This window comes from Actinosynnema sp. CS-041913, assembly GCF_050942485.1.
Taxonomy (GTDB): Bacteria; Actinomycetota; Actinomycetes; order Mycobacteriales; family Pseudonocardiaceae; genus Actinosynnema.
Genome location: NZ_CP192037.1, coordinates 4,356,448 through 4,372,995 on the forward strand (window position 1 = coordinate 4,356,448; position 16,548 = coordinate 4,372,995).

The 16,548-nt window shown below is 71.3% G+C and carries 15 protein-coding genes; 6 read left to right on the plus strand and 9 right to left on the minus strand.

Annotation, left to right across the window (positions count from 1 at the left end):
• The first annotated feature begins 8 nt into the window (after positions 1 to 8).
• On the plus strand, positions 9 to 989 hold the full coding sequence (locus tag ACQPZF_RS20245) for a zinc-dependent alcohol dehydrogenase (RefSeq protein ID WP_433273887.1): 981 nt from the start codon (positions 9 to 11) through the stop codon (positions 987 to 989).
• Positions 979 to 1,674 carry a creatininase family protein gene (locus ACQPZF_RS20250; RefSeq protein ID WP_433273889.1) on the plus strand — a complete coding sequence of 232 codons (696 nt, stop codon included), beginning with the start codon at positions 979 to 981 and terminating at the stop codon, positions 1,672 to 1,674. Before ACQPZF_RS20245 ends, ACQPZF_RS20250 begins: the two co-directional genes overlap by 11 nt.
• Here ACQPZF_RS20250 and ACQPZF_RS20255 read toward each other — a convergent pair.
• From ACQPZF_RS20255 to ACQPZF_RS20270, 4 genes are read right to left on the minus strand one after another with little or no spacing between them, the layout of a single operon-like run.
• Positions 1,603 to 2,556 carry a lysylphosphatidylglycerol synthase transmembrane domain-containing protein gene (locus tag ACQPZF_RS20255; RefSeq protein WP_433273891.1) on the minus strand — a complete coding sequence of 318 codons (954 nt, stop codon included), beginning with the start codon at positions 2,554 to 2,556 and terminating at the stop codon, positions 1,603 to 1,605. The genes ACQPZF_RS20250 and ACQPZF_RS20255 overlap by 72 nt on opposite strands.
• Positions 2,553 to 3,332: a class I SAM-dependent methyltransferase gene (locus ACQPZF_RS20260; protein ID WP_433273893.1), complete on the minus strand. Its 780-nt coding sequence runs from the start codon at positions 3,330 to 3,332 to the stop codon at positions 2,553 to 2,555. Before ACQPZF_RS20260 ends, ACQPZF_RS20255 begins: the two co-directional genes overlap by 4 nt.
• The gene (locus ACQPZF_RS20265; protein ID WP_433273895.1) at positions 3,329 to 4,339 is read right to left on the minus strand and encodes a glycosyltransferase family 4 protein; all 1,011 of its coding nucleotides are present in this window, start codon (positions 4,337 to 4,339) and stop codon (positions 3,329 to 3,331) included. The genes ACQPZF_RS20260 and ACQPZF_RS20265 overlap by 4 nt, the downstream gene beginning before the upstream one ends.
• The gene (locus ACQPZF_RS20270; protein WP_433274632.1) at positions 4,336 to 4,734 is read right to left on the minus strand and encodes a 6-pyruvoyl trahydropterin synthase family protein; all 399 of its coding nucleotides are present in this window, start codon (positions 4,732 to 4,734) and stop codon (positions 4,336 to 4,338) included. Before ACQPZF_RS20270 ends, ACQPZF_RS20265 begins: the two co-directional genes overlap by 4 nt.
• 92 nt (positions 4,735 to 4,826) lie before the next feature.
• On the opposite strand from ACQPZF_RS20270, the gene ACQPZF_RS20275 reads away from it, so the two are divergent.
• Positions 4,827 to 5,471, plus strand: coding sequence for a GTP cyclohydrolase II (locus ACQPZF_RS20275; RefSeq protein WP_433273897.1), 645 nt, complete (start codon positions 4,827 to 4,829; stop codon positions 5,469 to 5,471).
• Positions 5,472 to 5,498: 27 nt separating this feature from the next.
• Here the strand turns inward: ACQPZF_RS20275 and ACQPZF_RS20280 are convergent, their stop codons facing one another.
• Both ACQPZF_RS20280 and atpB read right to left on the minus strand, forming a co-directional pair.
• Positions 5,499 to 6,929 carry a GGDEF domain-containing protein gene (locus ACQPZF_RS20280; RefSeq protein WP_433273899.1) on the minus strand — a complete coding sequence of 477 codons (1,431 nt, stop codon included), beginning with the start codon at positions 6,927 to 6,929 and terminating at the stop codon, positions 5,499 to 5,501.
• A gap of 44 nt (positions 6,930 to 6,973) precedes the next feature.
• Positions 6,974 to 7,738, minus strand: a complete 765-nt coding sequence (atpB, locus tag ACQPZF_RS20285; protein ID WP_433273901.1) for a F0F1 ATP synthase subunit A — start codon at positions 7,736 to 7,738, stop codon at positions 6,974 to 6,976.
• Positions 7,739 to 7,926: 188 nt separating this feature from the next.
• Here atpB and ACQPZF_RS20290 point away from each other — a divergent pair, with 188 nt between their 5' ends.
• Positions 7,927 to 8,460 carry an N-acetyltransferase family protein gene (locus ACQPZF_RS20290; protein ID WP_433273903.1) on the plus strand — a complete coding sequence of 178 codons (534 nt, stop codon included), beginning with the start codon at positions 7,927 to 7,929 and terminating at the stop codon, positions 8,458 to 8,460.
• Positions 8,461 to 8,577: 117 nt separating this feature from the next.
• On the opposite strand, the gene ACQPZF_RS20295 is transcribed toward ACQPZF_RS20290, so the two are convergent.
• Both ACQPZF_RS20295 and ACQPZF_RS20300 read right to left on the minus strand, forming a co-directional pair.
• On the minus strand, positions 8,578 to 9,441 hold the full coding sequence (locus ACQPZF_RS20295; RefSeq protein WP_433273905.1) for a geranyl diphosphate 2-C-methyltransferase: 864 nt from the start codon (positions 9,439 to 9,441) through the stop codon (positions 8,578 to 8,580).
• A gap of 309 nt (positions 9,442 to 9,750) precedes the next feature.
• Positions 9,751 to 10,587 (minus strand): class I SAM-dependent methyltransferase, encoded by an 837-nt coding sequence (locus ACQPZF_RS20300; RefSeq protein WP_433273907.1) that lies wholly within the window; start codon positions 10,585 to 10,587, stop codon positions 9,751 to 9,753.
• 310 nt (positions 10,588 to 10,897) lie between these two features.
• Between ACQPZF_RS20300 and ACQPZF_RS20305 the strand changes: the two genes are divergently transcribed.
• Entirely contained in the window at positions 10,898 to 14,182 is a 3,285-nt protein-coding gene (locus ACQPZF_RS20305) for a DUF4082 domain-containing protein (RefSeq protein ID WP_433273909.1), read from the plus strand.
• Positions 14,183 to 14,343: 161 nt separating this feature from the next.
• Here the strand turns inward: ACQPZF_RS20305 and ACQPZF_RS20310 are convergent, their stop codons facing one another.
• Positions 14,344 to 14,772 carry an Hsp20/alpha crystallin family protein gene (locus ACQPZF_RS20310; RefSeq protein ID WP_433273911.1) on the minus strand — a complete coding sequence of 143 codons (429 nt, stop codon included), beginning with the start codon at positions 14,770 to 14,772 and terminating at the stop codon, positions 14,344 to 14,346.
• A 256-nt stretch (positions 14,773 to 15,028) separates the two neighbouring features.
• Between ACQPZF_RS20310 and ACQPZF_RS20315 the strand changes: the two genes are divergently transcribed.
• On the plus strand, positions 15,029 to 16,516 hold the full coding sequence (locus ACQPZF_RS20315) for a hypothetical protein (RefSeq protein WP_433273913.1): 1,488 nt from the start codon (positions 15,029 to 15,031) through the stop codon (positions 16,514 to 16,516).
• The last annotated feature ends 32 nt before the right edge of the window (positions 16,517 to 16,548 follow it).

A 16,548-nucleotide genomic window follows, 5' to 3' on the forward strand; every position in this document is an offset into this window, starting at 1 on the left:
GTTGCCGGATGACACGCGCCGCGCAGGCCCTGTGGTTCACCTCGGCGGGAAAATGTGAGATCCGCGGTGAACCGGTATCCGACCCGGGGCCCGGCGAGGTGCTGGTGCGCGCGCTCTGGTCCGGCGTCAGCCGGGGCACCGAGACCCTGGTCGGCCAGGGAAAGGTGCCGGAGAGCCAGCACGAGGCGATGCGCGCCCCCTTCCAGCGCGGCGACTTCCCGTTCCCGGTGAAGTACGGCTACCTCAATGTCGGGGTGGTCGAACAAGGACCGCCCGCGCTGCTCGGCCGCACGGTGTTCTGCCTCTATCCACACCAGACCCACTACGTGGTGCCGGAGGACGCCGTGACACCCGTGCCGGACGCGGTGCCGCCGGAACGCGCCGTGCTCGCCGGGACCGTCGAGACGGCCGTGAACGCCCTGTGGGACGCGAAACCGCTCATCGGCGACCGGATCGCGGTGGTCGGCGGTGGCATGGTCGGGTGCTCGGTGGCCGCCGTGCTGGCCCGGTTCCCCGGCGTCCGCGTGCAGCTCGTCGACGCCGATCCGGCGCGGCGGGCCGTCGCCGACGCGCTGGGCGTGGCCTTCGCGGCGCCCGAGGACGCCACAGGCGGCCTGGACCTGGTGGTGCACGCCAGCGCCTCCGACGCCGGCCTGGCGACGTCCCTCGGGCTGCTGCGGCCGGACGGCACGGTGGTCGAGCTGAGCTGGTACGGCTCGCGGCGGGTCGGCGTGCCGCTGGGGGAGCACTTCCACTCCCGCAGGCTGACCATCCGCGGCAGCCAGGTCGGCGTCGTCGCCCGCCCGGACCGCACGTACGCCGAGCGGATGGCGTTGGCGCTCGACCTGCTCGCCGATCCGGTGTTCGACGCCCTGATCACCGGCGAGAGCGACTTCGACGACCTGCCGGAGGTGCTGCCGAAGCTGGCGAGCGGTGAGATCCCCGCCCTCTGCCACCGGGTTCGCTACGGTCGGGCACATGATCGGTGACCTGTTCCCGCGCACCACGACCGTCGACGTCCGGCACGCCGCGGCCGAGGTCGCCGTGCTGCCGATCGGCAGTTTCGAGCAGCACGGCCCCCACCTGCCGCTGGTGACGGACACCGTGATCGCGTGCGCCATCGCGAACGAGGTCGCCGCCGCGCACCCGGTGCTCCTGCTGCCGCCGATCACGATCTCGTGCTCGCACGAACACGCCGCCTGGCCGGGCACGGTGAGCATTTCGGCGCGGACGCTGTACTCGGTGGTCGCCGACATCGCGGAGTCACTGCGCCGGGCCGGCGTGACGAGACTGGTGCTGGTCAACGCGCACGGCGGGAACTACGTGCTCGCCAACATCGTGCAGGAGTCGGCCGGCTTGGCGTTGTTCCCCGGTCGCGCCGACTGGCACGCCGCCCGTGCCGCGGCCGGCTTGGAGACGTCCTCGGCCGACGACATGCACGCCGGCGAGCTGGAGACGTCCATTCTCCTCCACGTCGATCCCGAGCTGGTCGCGGCCGGTCACGAGGCGGGTGACCACGTGGTCGAGGACCGGCGGCACCTGTTGACGGTGGGCCTCGCGCCGTACACGGAGTCGGGTGTCGTGGGGCGTCCGTCGCTGGCTTCAGCCGACAAGGGCAGGGACCTGCTCGCGTCGCTGGCCGGGTCGTTCGGGCAGTACCTCGCGGTGCTCTGACCGGCGGAACAGCACCAGGACGCCGGGCAGCGCGGCCACCATCGCCAACACCCCGTAGACCACGGCGGTGGTGAGGCCCTGCGCCGCGCCGAGCCCGGCCGCGCCGAACGCGACCGCCAGGAACGCCTCACGCGGCCCGAACCCGCCGACGTTGACCGGGACCGCCATCACCAGCAGCGCGAGCACGATCAGCGGCACCAACGCGCCCAAGGACGCGGAGGACCCCGCGGTCCGCGCCGCGACGACGAACAGGGCGATGTGCCCCACGACGGTCGCGGCGGACAGCAGCGCCACCCTGGGAAGGGCGTGACGGGACAGCAGGCCGTCGCGCGCGTCCAGCCACGTCTTCGCCAGCGCCCGCCGCACCTTGTCCGAACGCGCGGCGACCACCGCCACGGCCACGACCACCGCCGCCACGCCGAGAGTCGTGCCCCGGCCGGGCAGGAAGTCGATCGCCACCGGCTGCGTCAACAGGACGACCAGCCCGATCGCGATGAGCACGACCTGCCCCGCGAACCGCTCGAACACCACCGCCCGGACACCGCGCCCGACATCGCCCGACTGCCGACCGTGGCTCACCGCGCGGTGCACGTCGCCGAGCACCCCGGCGGGCAGCACGGCGTTGAGCAGCAGCCCCCGGTAGTAGTCCGGGACGGCCGCGCGGAGCGTGAGCGGAAGCCCGAGCCCCTGCGCCACCACGCACCACCGCCAGGCACTGGACACCGTAGTCAGCAGCCCGATCCCGAGAGCCGCGAGCAGTGCCGGGAAGGTGATCGCCCGCAACCCGTCCAGGAACGCCTCGGTGCCCAGCCGCCACCCCAACGCCACCAGGATGCCGACCCCCGCCACCATCCGCAGCCAAGCCCATCGCCGGCGGGTCATGACGGCACCGCCAGCAGGTCGGTGTGGTGCACGACCACCCGCAGCCCACCGGACAGCCTGCGCTCCAGGTAGGCGGGCGCCTCCCCGGCCAGGCCGGGTTCGTGCTCGACGGCCGCGCCGACCCAGCCCCGCAGCCACTCGGCCGTCAGGGCGGCCTGGTCGAGCCCGAGCCGCCAAGGGCTCGGACGGGTCTCCACCCGCGCCCCGAGCGCCGTGAAAGCCGCTTCGGCGGCCTGCGCCGCGTCCGGCCCGAGGAGCCGCCCACGGCGCTGGTGGCCGTTGAAGGCGTCCTGGAACCGGGCATCGAGCGGTTCGGCCGGATCGAACTCGATCCGGCCCGCGACGGTGAGCGTGAGCAAGGCGGGCACACCCGCTTCTACGCAGGCCGCCGCCAACCCGTTCACCTCGTCGCGGGTCAGCAGGTCCAGCAGCGCCGACGCGGTCACCAGCGAGGTGCCCGCGAGGTCGGCGGCGTGCAGCGCGGTCAGGTCGCCCTCCCGTGCCTCCACCGTCACGTCCGGCCCGCTCACCGTCGCACCCGCCACGTCGAGCAGCCGGGGGTCGCGGTCGTGCAGCACCCAGTGCTGCGGACCGCCCAGCCGTCCGGAGAGCCATCGCCCCATCGATCCCGTGCCACACCCCAGGTCACGGATGACGACGGGGTTCCGGTTCAACACGATGCCGCGGACCTGGTCGGCCAGGTCCGCGGCCCGCGCCTCGGCGTCCGCCGTTTCACGCAGGGCGAGCCATTCCGGGGCGAAGGCAGAGGAGGTCATGTCCGCAGACTAGCCAGCACTCGGGCCAGGCCGCGGACCGAATCGTCCCAAGTGGACAGTTCGCGCCGCCGTCGCCGGGCCGCGTCCCGGAGCCGCTGCCGCCGGTCGGCCGAGTCGAACCAGTGTCGGAGCGCGTCGGACAGGGCGTCGACGTCACCTGGCGGCACGAGCAGCCCGCCGTCGCCGAGCGCGTCCGGCACGGCGCTCGCGACCACCGGTATCCCGCGGGCCAACGCCTCGGTCACCACCATGCCGTACGTCTCGGCGCGGGACGGCAGCACGAACAGGTCGGCCACCGCGTAGGCCCGTTCCAACGGCTCGCCGCTCAGCGGCCCGACCAGCGAGATCCGGTCACCGAGGCCGTGCCGCCCGATCGACGCCCGCACGCGGGCGAGTTGCGTCGCCTGCGCCGGTCCGACGCAGGCACACCGCCACGGCACGTCCGCGACCCGGGCGAGCGCTTCGACCAGGACGTCGTGACCCTTGCGAGGTGTGACCGACGCCACGCAGAGCAAGCTCGACACTCCGTCGGTTCCGGGCGCGATCGGAGCCGGATCGACACCCGGTGTGACGACGTGCACCCGGGCCAACCCGTGACGTGCGGCCAGGTCTTCCGCCGCCCGCGGACCGGTCGCGACGACCGCGTCCACCGCGTGCAGGCACCTCCGCTCGGCGGCGTCCAACTCCGCCGCGACGGCGGGCTCCAGCCCGGTCTCGTCCGCCAGCGGCAGGTGGACCAGGACGGCGAGGCGCAGCCGCCCGGCGTGCGGCGTCACGACCTCCGGAACGCCGCACGCCACCAGCCCGTCGAGCAGCACCACCGCGCCTTCCTCGAACCCGGCGAGCGTCCGGGACAGCGCGGCGCGGGCCTCGGTGTCGGGCCGCGGCCACGCCCCGGCGACGGCGACCACGGACAGCCCCTCGGCGACCCGCCGGTCGTAGACGTTGCCGCCACTCGGGGTGTCGGCGTCGTCCACACTGGCGGGAACGACGAAATACCGGGTCACAGCGCCCGTTCGTAGCTCGCCCAGGCCACGTGGGACTCGTGCAGGGTGACCTCGATGCCGGCCAGCCCGCGCGCGCCCTCGCCGAGCGCACCGGCGTGCACCCGGTCGGCCAGCCGGTCGGCGATGTGCTTGGCCAGGAACTCCGTCGACGTGTTCACGCCGGTGAACGCGGGCTCGTCGTCCAGGTTGCGGTAGTTCAGGTCGGCCAGCACGGCGTGCAGCTCCTGAGTGGCCAGTCCGATGTCGACCACGATGTTGTCGTCATCGAGGTCGACGCGTTTGAACCGCGCGTCCACGAGGAACGTTGCTCCGTGGAGGCGTTGCGCCGGACCGAAAACCTCGCCGCGGAAGCTGTGGGCGACCATCACGTGGTCGCGGACGGTGATGCTGAACAGGGTGACCTCCGGATGATGGGCGGGCTACGGTGCAGTTCCCAGGACGAGCGTAGTGACCATTTCGCCGGGGTGTCGGGTGATGAGGGGGCCGGATGCACGAGCAAGCCTTCGGAGACGACGAGGTCGCCGAGTCGGATCTGGTGACGCGGCGGGGGAAGTTCCGCGCCGTGGCGTTCCGGGCGGACGGGCACGAGCACCTGGCACTGGTGTTCGGCAAGACGAGGATGCGGGAGGACGTGCTGGTCCGGGTCCACTCGGAATGCATGACGGGCGACATCTTCGGCGCCATGCGCTGCGAGTGCGGCGAGCAGCTCGACGCGGCCCTGGACGCCATCGTCCGCGAGGGCAGCGGAATCCTGGTGTACCTGCGTGGACACGAAGGCCGGGGGATCGGTCTGGTCGCGAAGGTGCGCACGCACGTCCTCCAGGACGAGCGGGGACTGGACACGCTGGACTCCGCGACGACCCTCGGCCTGCCCGTCGACGTGCGCGAGTACGGCCCGGCCGCGCGGGTGCTCAAACACCTGCGGGTGCTGTCGGTGCGTCTGATGTCGAACAACCCGGACAAGATCCAGGCGTTGGAGGAGCACGGCATCCCGGTCGCGGCGAGGGTGCCGCTGCTGATGGCCCCGAACGACCACAACATCGGCTACCTGACGGCCAAGCGCGACCGCCTGGGCCACGACCTGCCGCAGGTCGAGGTGTTCTCGGAGGTCCCGCGCGCGGCCGATCGGTAGTCGGTCGGCCGCCGCGATCGGAGTCGGTCAGCCGCCGATCCGCATCGGACGCTCGCCTCGGAACCCGACGACCCGGTTGCGGCCGGCGTCCTTCGCTTGCAGGAGCGCGACATTCGCGCTCTCGACCACATCGGTCAGCAGCGCGCCGGCGCCGGCCTCCACCGCGCCGACCGAGACCGTGACGACGCCCGTCGGGGTGGCCCGGTGCTCGATGCCGAGCCGCTGCACGGCTGCCCGGATCCGCTCGCCGACCGCGACCGCGTCCGGGAAGCCGGTGCCGGGCAGCAGCACGGCGAACTCCTCGCCGCCGTACCGGTAGGCCCGGCCGGCGGTGCGCCGGATCGCGTCCCCGACCGCCCGCAGGGCCTCGTGCCCGGCCAGGTAGCGGTAGTGGGTGTTGTAGCTGTGGAACCAGTCGATGTCGATGATCAGCAGGCTGTACGGCCGGCCGGACAGGTGCTGCCGGGCGTGGTCGGCGTCGAACGCCGCCGGGTTCGGCAGGCCGGTCCGCTGGTCGACCGTCGCCGCCTCGGCCAGCGCCCGGTTCTCCAGGTGTAGCTGCTCCAGCCGCGCGGCCAGCAGCCGGGTCTCGTGCTTGCGGGCCAGCGCCCAGTCGTCCAGCTCGGGGCGGTAGACCACCGGGCCGGGTGCCGACTTCGCCCGGAACAGGGCCACGTTCACCTGCCGCAGCAGGTCCTCCAGCCGTTGCCCGCGGTGCAGCGGCGCGATGCCGACCGAGACGCCCGGCGTGACGCAGATCCCACCGACCCGGACCGGCTTGCCCAGCACCACCGCGATCTCCCTCGCCACGCCGACCGCCTCGTCCACGGTCGCCCGGTCGAGCAGCACCACGAACTCGTCGCCGCCCGACCTCGCCACGCAGCCCCGGCCGTCGACCACGGCGGCGAGCCGCGCCGCGACCACCCGCAGCACCTCGTCGCCCACGACGTGCCCGTGCCGGTTGACCGCCTTGAAGTGGTCCAGGTCCAGGAACAGCAGCACCGGGCCGGCGACGCCCGCGTCCGGCGTGTCGCGGACCGCCCGCTCCAGGACCGGCAGGAATCCGTTGCGGTTGGGCAGCCCGGTCAGCGGGTCGGTCTCCAACCGGCGCGACTCGTCGGCCAGCGCGGCCCAGCCCGTCACGTCCGCCACGACGACCGCGAGCCCGCCGACCTCCGTGCCGCTCAGGTCCCGCACGATCAGGTCGACCCGCCGGTCGGCCACCGCACACGTGCACCGGGCCGCGCTCTTCCGCCCCACCACCGCGTGCAGGAACGCGGCGACGACCGGCGCGTCCTCGGCCGCCACCAACTCGGGCAGCGCGCCGGAGGCGTCGCCGAACAACCGCCGCGCGGCCGGCGACGCCCAGCGGACGCCGAGGTCGCCGACGTCGACCACCATGACCGCCGCGTCGCCCAGTTCGAGAAGCGCGCGCGGTAGACCCTCACCGTCGGGCACGTCGTCCCCTCCCCGGGAACCACGTTACCGAAACGACCTCGCTCTCAGTGGCTTTCCGCGAGTGCCCGGCCGATGTAGTGCGCGCTCAGCGTCGCGAAGATGTACGCCTGGAGCACCTGGATGACCGCCTCCAGCAGGATGATCGCGATGGCCAGCGCGAAACTGACCGCCGAGATCGGCTTGAGCAGCGGCGCGGCTTCGAGCAACAGGAATTCGCCGCCCAGCACGAATACCATCACCAGCAGGTGGCCCGCGAACATCGCCGCGAACACCCGGATCGCCAGCGTGATCGGGTCGAAGAAGAACTTGAGGATGACCTCGGTCGGGATCAGCAGGCCCCACAGCACCGGCTTCGGCACACCGGGCATGACGAACTGGTTCCGCAGGTAGCCGCGCAACCCGTGCCGCCGGATGCCCACGAAGTGGTAGGTCGGGAACACCAGCAGGGCCAGCGCGACCGGGAAACCGAAGTGGGCCATGGTCGGGAACTGGATGAACGGGATGATCCCGAAGATGTTGTTCACCAGCACGAAGGTGAACAGGGACAGGATGAACGGCACGTACGGGCGGAAGTCCTGGCCGCCGATCTGCTCCCGCGCGATCGTGTTCCGCCCGAGGTCGTAGACCGATTCCGCCGCGAATTGGAATCGACCCGGCACCAGGGCGAGCCGGCGGGACACGAGTAGGAAGAACGTCGCGATGATCACGGTCGACAACACGACCAGGACCATCGGTTTGGTGACCCACCCGAAAATCGCCGGCGGGAAGAAATCCGGCACGCCGGGTGGGGTGAAGGTGTTGTCGGCCATGGGCGCCCCCCGTCCAAGGTCTTGGCCCGCACTTTACCGGACGGGCCTCCGGGACGGGTCGCCCACCGCCTGCCCAGTCGGCGACCAGGACGCTCCGTGATCATCCACTGTGGACTTCTCCGGGGTCGGCCGCCCGTGTCCAGAGAGGACGTAGAGTGGCTGAAGACCTGTTGTGGAAGGGGTAGCTGGTGGAGATCCGTCGAGGTGGCCTGGCCGACCTGCCGGCGATCATGGCGATGCTGGACGGCGCGGTGGCGTGGCTGGACGCGTCCGGGCGCACCGGGCAGTGGGGCAGCGAACCGTGGTCGGCCGATCCGCGCCGCGCCGGGAAGATCGCCGACAAGGTGCGGTCCGACACCGTGTGGATCGCGGAGGTCGACGGCGAGCCGGCGGGCGCGCTGACCCACTCGCCGACCCCGCCGGACTACGTGCCGCCCGCCGACGAGGCCGAGCTGTACGTGACGCTGCTGGTGACGTCCCGCGCGTTCACCGGCCGCGGTGTCGGCGGTGCGCTGCTCGACCACGCCCGAGTCCAGGCGCGTGAGCTGGGCGTGGACCTGGTCCGGGTCGACTGCTACGCGGGCGGTGACGGCCGGTTGGTGCAGTACTACCGGCGCAACGGCTTCACCCCGGTCGACACGTTCACGGTGGGGGAGTGGCCGGGTCAGCTCCTGTCCGACCGGGTCGGCTCGCCCTCCGCCGCCGCTGAGTCGGGCCGCTGAGCCGGGCCGCTGAGTCGGGTCACCGTGGGTGCCGCGAGGTAGGTCGCGGGGCGTCATCCGATCACCCTCGACGCCGGTGGACCGAGGGCCCGCCCCCGGTCCACCGGCCGGATGAGGTCAGCGGCGGCCGTGCACGCGGTCGGCCACGATGAGCAGGTAGTGGAAGCTGCCCTCGCGGTATGCGTTCAGGAACGAGGATTCCACGCCCGTCGCCACCGACGAGCGCTCGCGCAGTTCCCAATACGGAATGGTGTCCGGCGTCAGGTCGATCACCTGGATCGGCACGAGGTTGTTCGCCAACAACGCCTTGAAATACTCGCTGCGCGCGTGGACGCTGCACGTGTAGCGCTCGTCGATCTGACTGACCGCCTTGGACCGCCCGCCGGTCACGTCGTTGTAGCAGCCCGTGATGCACACATACCGGCCACCGTGCTCCAGCAGCCGGGAGAACTCGCTGAACAGGTCGAACAGGTCCACGTACATGGTGGTCTCGTTGGTCCACACACCGCGGAAGGCGCCGGACTCGAAACCGGTGTCGAGCATGTTCCGGAAGTGGAACCGCACCTTGTCCGCCACGTCCCACCGGGTGGCCTGGTCGTTCGCGAACTCGACCTGCTTCTCCGAGATCGACACGCCGTCGACCCGGCAGCCGAACCGGCGGTTGGCCATGATGCTCGTCCCGCCCCGCCCGGAACCGCCGTCCAACAGCCGGTCCGCCGCCCGGACCCCGTCGAACCGGTCCAGCAGGAAGTCCGCCTGCGCGGTCTCCAGCCGGTGCAGCTCGGCGATCACGCGGGCGTCGCGGGTCTCCTGGGAGCCGTCCAGCACGGACGGGTCGTAGGCGCCGAGCCCGTAGTGGTGGTGGTAGATCCCGTCTACCTCGCCGAGCCGGATGTTCACCGGGTCGCGTTCGGCGTTCCAGTACGCCGCGACGGACCGCTGGTAATCGGTGCGCAGAACTCCGGGAGCGACGGTGGTCATGGGCAAGTCTTCTCCTCGTGGGATTCGCGCTGTTCGGGGATTCGCGCTGTCCGGCATTATTGCGGAATACGGCCGACCGGGGGTGTCGCCGGTGAATGGGATCGACGGCGGGTTCCGGTGGTCCGGTTATTCGTCGCGACCGTGGACGACGTTAGCACCGGCTATTTGACCGTGTACAGTCGCCCGAATGGGTAGGTGTTGCCTCCGGAGGGGGAATTACTCCGGTTGGTTCCGTTGGCGACACGAAGTGGCGAAAATTGCGCTTTTCGTGGAAACGGACCGTATCCGATCGGGCGTGCGCGTAACCCGTCAGGCCGCACCGGCGGCCGTCAGCAGGAACGCGGGCGACGACCAGTAGTCGTACAGGTGGGTCACCCGGACCTCTGTGAAGCCCGCCCGGGTCACCTGCTCCGCCCACTTCGCGGCCGGCTGCTCCCACGTCGAACGCACCGCCCCGGGCAACAGTTGGCCGGTCAGCACGGGCATCAGGAAGCCCTGGGCGACCAGGTCCCGGTCATCCTCGTATTCGGCCAGACCGCGTTCATAGGTTTCGGCGAGGAACCGCAGGCGGTCCTCCGGGGACAGTTCGGGCACGTCGAACTCCACCACGGCCAGCACGCCGACCTTCGGCGCCAGCGCGGCCAGCACCTCGTCGCGCACCTCGTGCGGCAGGGCGTGCAGGGCGAACGTGGACTCGGCCAGGTCGAACTCACCGCAGGACGCGGCGAACGGCTCGACGCGGGTGTTGCGGGCGTCCAGCCCGATCCCTTCGGGTACACCCCGCACCGCCACCTCCAGCAGCGCCTCCGACGGCTCGACCAACGTAAGGCGGGACGGCCGGTGGCCGGTGAGGGCGGGCAGCAGCGCCCGGCCGTCGCCGCAGCCGATGTCGAGCAGCGACACCGGCCGCGCCCGGTCGTAGAGGTCGGCCAGCGCCGCGCTCACCGCCTCGTACAGGCCGATGTTGCCGCCGCCGCCGATGAACGCCTTGAACGCGGCGGGCTGGTCGTACACTGTCCCGTCCGCGTCACTGGCCAGGTACGCGGTCAACGCGCGGGCCAGCGGCGAGTCTCCGGTGGACGCGAGGTCCCGGGCGCGGACGCGGTCTCCGGCGGTGAGCGCGGCCAGCGCGGAAGTGATCGTCATCCGTCCAGCTTGGCAAATCCCGTAGTGGCAGCGGCGGGGTGGTTCGGCGGACGCATCACCCGCACGGCGTCGCACAGGGCCGAACGCCGTAACACCGCTGGGGCAAGCGGTCCCGCGTGGCCGCGAGTGCTGATGGAATCCCTTGTGCGGCAAGTGTTTCCGCACTATTCGGGCATTCGGTCGACGCGGGCCGAGTGGTAACGGCCCACCCCACGGCACCGATGCCCGGCGTGGAGCCGGGGCCGCGCGGCCTCGGGCGAGAGGCAGTGATCCCATGTCCTTATCCGGTGCATTCCGGCACAGATCCAGCGTGGCGGTGGCACGGCTGCTCGCGGTCGTCGTCTTCGGCGCCGTCCTGGGCGCCCCGGCGGTGTCAGGCCCGGCCGCGGTCGCGGAGCCGGTGGCGGCTCCGACCGTCGAGTTCACCGATGTGCCCGGCGGAGCGACCGTCGGCACGCCCTACACGTTCTCCGGCGCGCTGTCCGAGCCCGCCGACATCGGGGCCGTGGAGGTGTCCACGGACGGCGGCTCGCTGTGGCACCCGGCTACGTGGCAGGCGGGCGGGTCGTCGTGGAGCCACACCTTCACGCCGAACGTCTCCGGGCAGGCGCAGTTGCGCGTCCGCGCGCTGGACGCCGCGCGGAACCCGGTGAGCACGGCCTCCGCCACGCCCGACGTCGCCGCCAGGGTCTGCCCGTGCGGCCTGTGGAGCGACAGCGACATCCCGAGCACGCTGGACCTCGCCGACGGCGCCGCGGTGGAACTCGGCGTCCGATGGCGGGCGGCGTCCGCCGGGTACGTGCGTGGCGTCCGGTTCTACAAGGGGCCCGCCAACACCGGCACCCACACCGGCAGCCTGTGGACGCCCGCGGGTGGGCGGCTGGCCACCGGCACCTTCGCCAACGAGTCCGCGAGCGGCTGGCAGACGCTGATCTTCCCGACGCCCGTGGCGGTCGACGGCGGTCAGGTGTACATCGTCTCCTACCTGTCGCCGACCGGGCACTTCTCGGCCGACACCGACTACTTCTCCGGGTCCGCCCGGCACTTGGAACCGTTGACCGGCTTGCAGTCCGGGGCCGGCGAAGGCGGCAACGGCGTGTTCAAGTCCGGTGGCGGCTTCCCGAACTCCAGTTCGCGGGACACCAACTACTGGGTCGACGTGGTGTGGGCGCCGGAGGCCGGGCCCGACACGCGCGCACCGGACCTGGCGGGCACGTATCCCGTCAGCGGCGCGGGCAGTGTGCCGCTGAGCGCGGCCGTGAGCGTGACCTATGACGAGGTCGTCGATCCGGGTTCGGTCGAGTTCACCCTGACCGGTCCGGACGGGAGCGTCCCCGGCACCGCGTCGGTCAACGGCACCGTGACCCGGTTCGTCCCGTCCGCCGCCCTGACCGCCGGCACGTCCTACGTGGCGTCGGCGCGGGTCCGCGATCCGGCGGGCAACCAGGCGGTCTCGCACAACTGGGCGTTCACCACCGGCTCACCGCGCCCGGCGGCCTGCCCGTGCACGGTGTGGGACGACTTCACCACGCCGGTCGAACCGGCCGCCGTCGACGCCGCCGCCGTGGAAGTGGGCACGAAGGTCCAGTTCAACGGCCGAGGCGAGGTGTCGGGGGTCCGGTTCTACAAGGGTCCGGGCAACACCGGCACGCACACCGGCTCGTTCTGGTCGGCCACGGGTCTGCTGCTGGCCACCGGCACGTTCACCGACGAGACCTCCACCGGCTGGCAGACGCTGACGTTCCTGTCGCCCGTGAACGTGCAGGCGAACACGACCTACATCGTGTCGTACTACGCGCCCAACGGCCGCTACGCCGTCAACCCCGGCTTCTTCGAAGCACAGGCGACCTACGGAGGCATCCGGGCGCTCGCGCACGGCGTGGACGGCGGCAACGGCGTCTTCCGCTACGGCGGCGGGTTCCCCGGCTCCAGTCACAACAAGAACAACTACTGGGTCGACGTCGTCTACCGCAACGGCCTCAACGGCGACCGGACGCCGCCCACCCTGGAGTCCAGGACCCCTGCGCCGGACGCGGTGAACGTACCGGTGGGCGGGTCCGTGTCGCTGACCTACAGCGAGCCGATCGACCCGGCGTCGCCGCAGGTGTGGCTGACCGATCCGGGCGGGGTGAGGCTGCGCGGCACGTCGTCGCTGTCCGACGACCAGAAGACCGTGACCTGGACGCCGAACGGCGTGCTCACGGCAGGCACCAGGTACACCGTGACCGCCGTCGCGGCGGACGTGAACGGCAATGCGACGGCCTCCGACGCGATCTGGTCGATCACCACGGAGGCGTTGGCGGCCTGTCCGTGCTCGCTGTTCAGCGCCGCGACGGTGCCGACGACTCCTTCGGCCGCCGACAACAACGCGTACGAGTTGGGCGTCCGGTTCAAGGCGACCTACCACGGCCGGATCTCGGGCGTGAAGTTCTACAAGGGGGAGGGCAACACCGGCACGCACACCGGCTCGCTGTGGACTTCGGCGGGCGTCCGGCTGGCAACCGGCACATTCACCGACGAGACCGCTGCCGGCTGGCAGACTTTGACGTTCGCCACGCCGGTCGACATTCGTGCCGGGACGTCCTACGTGGCCTCGTACACCGCGCCGCGTGGGCGTTTTGCCGTCGACTACGGCTATTTCCAGCCGCGGGCGGTTTCAGCGCCGCCTCTCGCCGCGCCGCGGAACGCGTGGGACAGTCCCAATGGTGTGTATGTCGCGGGTAGTGGGTTCCCGGTCAACACCCATCAGGGCAATAACTATTGGGTGGATGTGGTGTATACGTTCAGTGGTGACACGGTGGCTCCGGTCAGTGGTAGCCACACGCCGTTGGACGACGCCACCGAGGTCGATTTGGACGGCCCGATCACCGCTACGTTCGATGAGCCGATCGACTTGGCGGATACTTCATTTACCGTGACCGATGGCGGTGGGTCGCGGGTGGACGGCACGTTGAGCCGGACCGGGGACGGGCAGACCGTGCTCTGGACCCCCAAGGCGCGGTTGTCGGCCAATACGCGGCATTCGGTGAGCGTGCGGGCGGTCGACGAGACGGCGAACGCCATGCCGGCGCCTGTCACCTGGCGGTTCACCACCACGGGTGTGCAGACTTGCCCTTGCACGTTGTTCAGTGGGGCTGCGTTGCCCGATATCAGGTGGAAGCCTTTTACGTCGTATTACCACGTCGGGGTTCGGTTCACCCCTACGGTCGATGGGGTGATCACCGGGGTTCGATTCTACAAGACCGGGATGAATCCTGGGCCGCATACCGGTGGTCTGTGGGCTTCGGATGGTGCGCAGTTGGCTTCCGGGGTGTTTTCCGGGGAGACTGCCGACGGGTGGCAGAGTTTGGTGTTCGCCACGCCTGTTCCGGTTGTCGCCGGGAGTGTTTATGTCGGCAGCTACACGGTGAGCGGCGGGTATCCGTCGTTGAGCGAGGGGTATTTTTCCGGGTACCGGGTGAATGCGCCGCCGTTGACCACTCCGGAGGGAGGGCCTGCGGGTGTGTACGGGTTCGGGGCGGGGATGCCGTCGACGGTTGCCACCGGTGGGCTGAACTTCTGGGTGGACGTGGTGTTCGAGAACGCCTCGGCTTGATGGTTGCCCGTGGCCTCCGGCCCCCGATCTCATCGTCCCACGAGGCACCGACATTGTCGGGTCTGGGAGCTGAGAGCGGGGGCCGGAGAGGCCTGCGTCGGGTGGTGCCGCCGGGGCCATCGCGATCGCCCCGGCGGCTCGGGGTGGACCTTCCGATCGGATCAGGCGTCGATCTGCTTGGTCTCCGCGTCGGCGCTGATCGCGATCTTGCGGGGCTTCGCGCGTTCCGCCACCGGGATTCGCAGGGTCAGCACGCCGGACTCGTAGCTCGCCCTGATCTGGTCCGTGTCGAGCGCGTCACCCAGGAACAGTTGCCTGCTGAACACGCCGCGCGGGCGTTCGGCGACCTGGTACTCGCCCTCGCCCGCGGACGGGCGCTCGGCGCGGACGGTCAGCACGTTGCGTTCCACGTCCAGGTCGATGGAGTCCGCGGGGACGCCGGGCAGGTCGAACTGCACGACGAACTCCTCGCCGTTCCGGTACGCGTCCATCGGCATGGTGGCGGGACGGGCCGCCGTCCCGTTGGCGACGCCGAAGAACTGCTGGGTGAGCCGGTCGAGCTCACGGAACGGGTCGGTGCGCATCAACATCGTCACAGGCTCCTTCCACACCAATCGGTCAAGTGGAGCGGCGGCTTGTCGGCCACTCACCCTTGACAACGGTCGGCTCAACTTTCCTGTTCCCAGCCGGGCAAGATTTTTCGGCGGCCGTCTACCTGCACCGATAGGCCGGCAACCGCCCCGCGCGCCAGGGCTGAGGGCTGCACTGGCGCGGGGTAGCCCCAGCCGACTTCGAATGCGGGCCGCCGGTCGGACAGCCGATCGGCGTACCAATAGGGTCGGTGGCGTGCCCATCGCATTCGACACGACCGGCCTCCAGCAGCAGGACCCGACCACCTGGCTGAACCCCGCCACCGGCGACCGGATCGGCCTCCAGTACTTCGACCTGGTGCCGGACCTGCCCGCGCCGTTGGAGGACCTGCCGAGACTCCGGCACGACCTGGCGGTGATCTACGGCGAGGCCGGGTGTCTCATCGAGGCCCACACCCTGCTGCTGGGCGGCGTGCCGACGCTGTTCCAGGTGCTCAAGCTGCCGATCCCGAACCAGCCGAGCGGTCAGGTGTTCGTCGCGTCGTTCACGGTGCCGCGAGCCGGGTCCAGCGCGGTGTTGCAGACGCAGGCGGTCGAAGGCGGCATGACGGGGATGCGGGAGGCCGTGCTCGCGGCCCGGGTCGGCTTCGACAGGTGGCTGATGCCGCACCCGTACGCGCCGCAACTGAAGGGCCGCCTGCCGTTCCACGCGGGCGACGATCCCCGCTACGACCCGGAATTCGCCGACCACCCGCTGTCCAGGGTCCGCGCGTGGGCCCACCACGTGATCCGCACGGGAACCATCGACCCGAGGTTCGCGGCCCTGCCGCCCTTCCCGGGCCCGTCAGGGGCACCGCAGGCGCCGCCTTCCCACCCCACGCAAAGCCCCGCCCCCGGCGCCCACGCGGCGCAGAACCCTGCCCCGCCCGCTCACGCCGCGCCCGAACCGCCCGCACCGGCCGATCATGCGGTGTCGGATTCCGCAGTGCCCGCTGCTCAAGCGGACCCGCACCACGCAGCCTCGCCTGCCCACGCCGCGCCCGAACCGCCCGCACCGGCAGCGGTCCCGCCCGGTCCCGAGGTCGGGGCCACCATCACCACCGTGGTCCCCGGCATCCCGATCGGCGGCTACCTCCCGCTGTGGATCGGCGAGGAGTGCACGTTCTGGCGCATGAACGACCCCGACGAAGTCCTCGGCCTGCTGGCCCACGGCGCGCTCGCCCGCACCGCGTTGGCGGAGAACAGGTTCCGCGACCTGGTGGCCCTGGACGAGTCCTCCTCCACCGTCATCCTGCTCAACCGCCACCGCTCCGACGACGGCGGCATCGCCGCCGGTGTCACCGGCCTGACCCGCGTCAGCGGCCACGAGGCCAGTCAGGGCCTGACCCAGGACACGCTGGTGGAAGCCTTCTACTGGGTCGGCCGGGTCAGTGCGGCGGCGGCCGAGCGCGGTGAGTGCGTCACCGTCGAGCCGGGCAAGCACGAGGGCGGGTTGCAGGAGCCGTACGTGATGCTGGTGGTGCAGGACTACGAAGGGCAGCGGGTCGCCGTGGTGCAGACCGCGCCCGCGCCGCCCGCCGACCTCCCGATGTGGGAGGGCAAGCAGTCGATGAGCGGGCCCGCCACGCCGGAGTCGCTCGCCACCGGCGGCATCCTCGCCATGTACGCGATGGACACCTGGGGCGTGCACCCGCTGCACATGTGCCTGACCTTCGGACCGGTGCCGAGGCTGGTGCGCGAATAGGGTCGTGCGGCGGTCGCCGGCCGGCGGGCGAC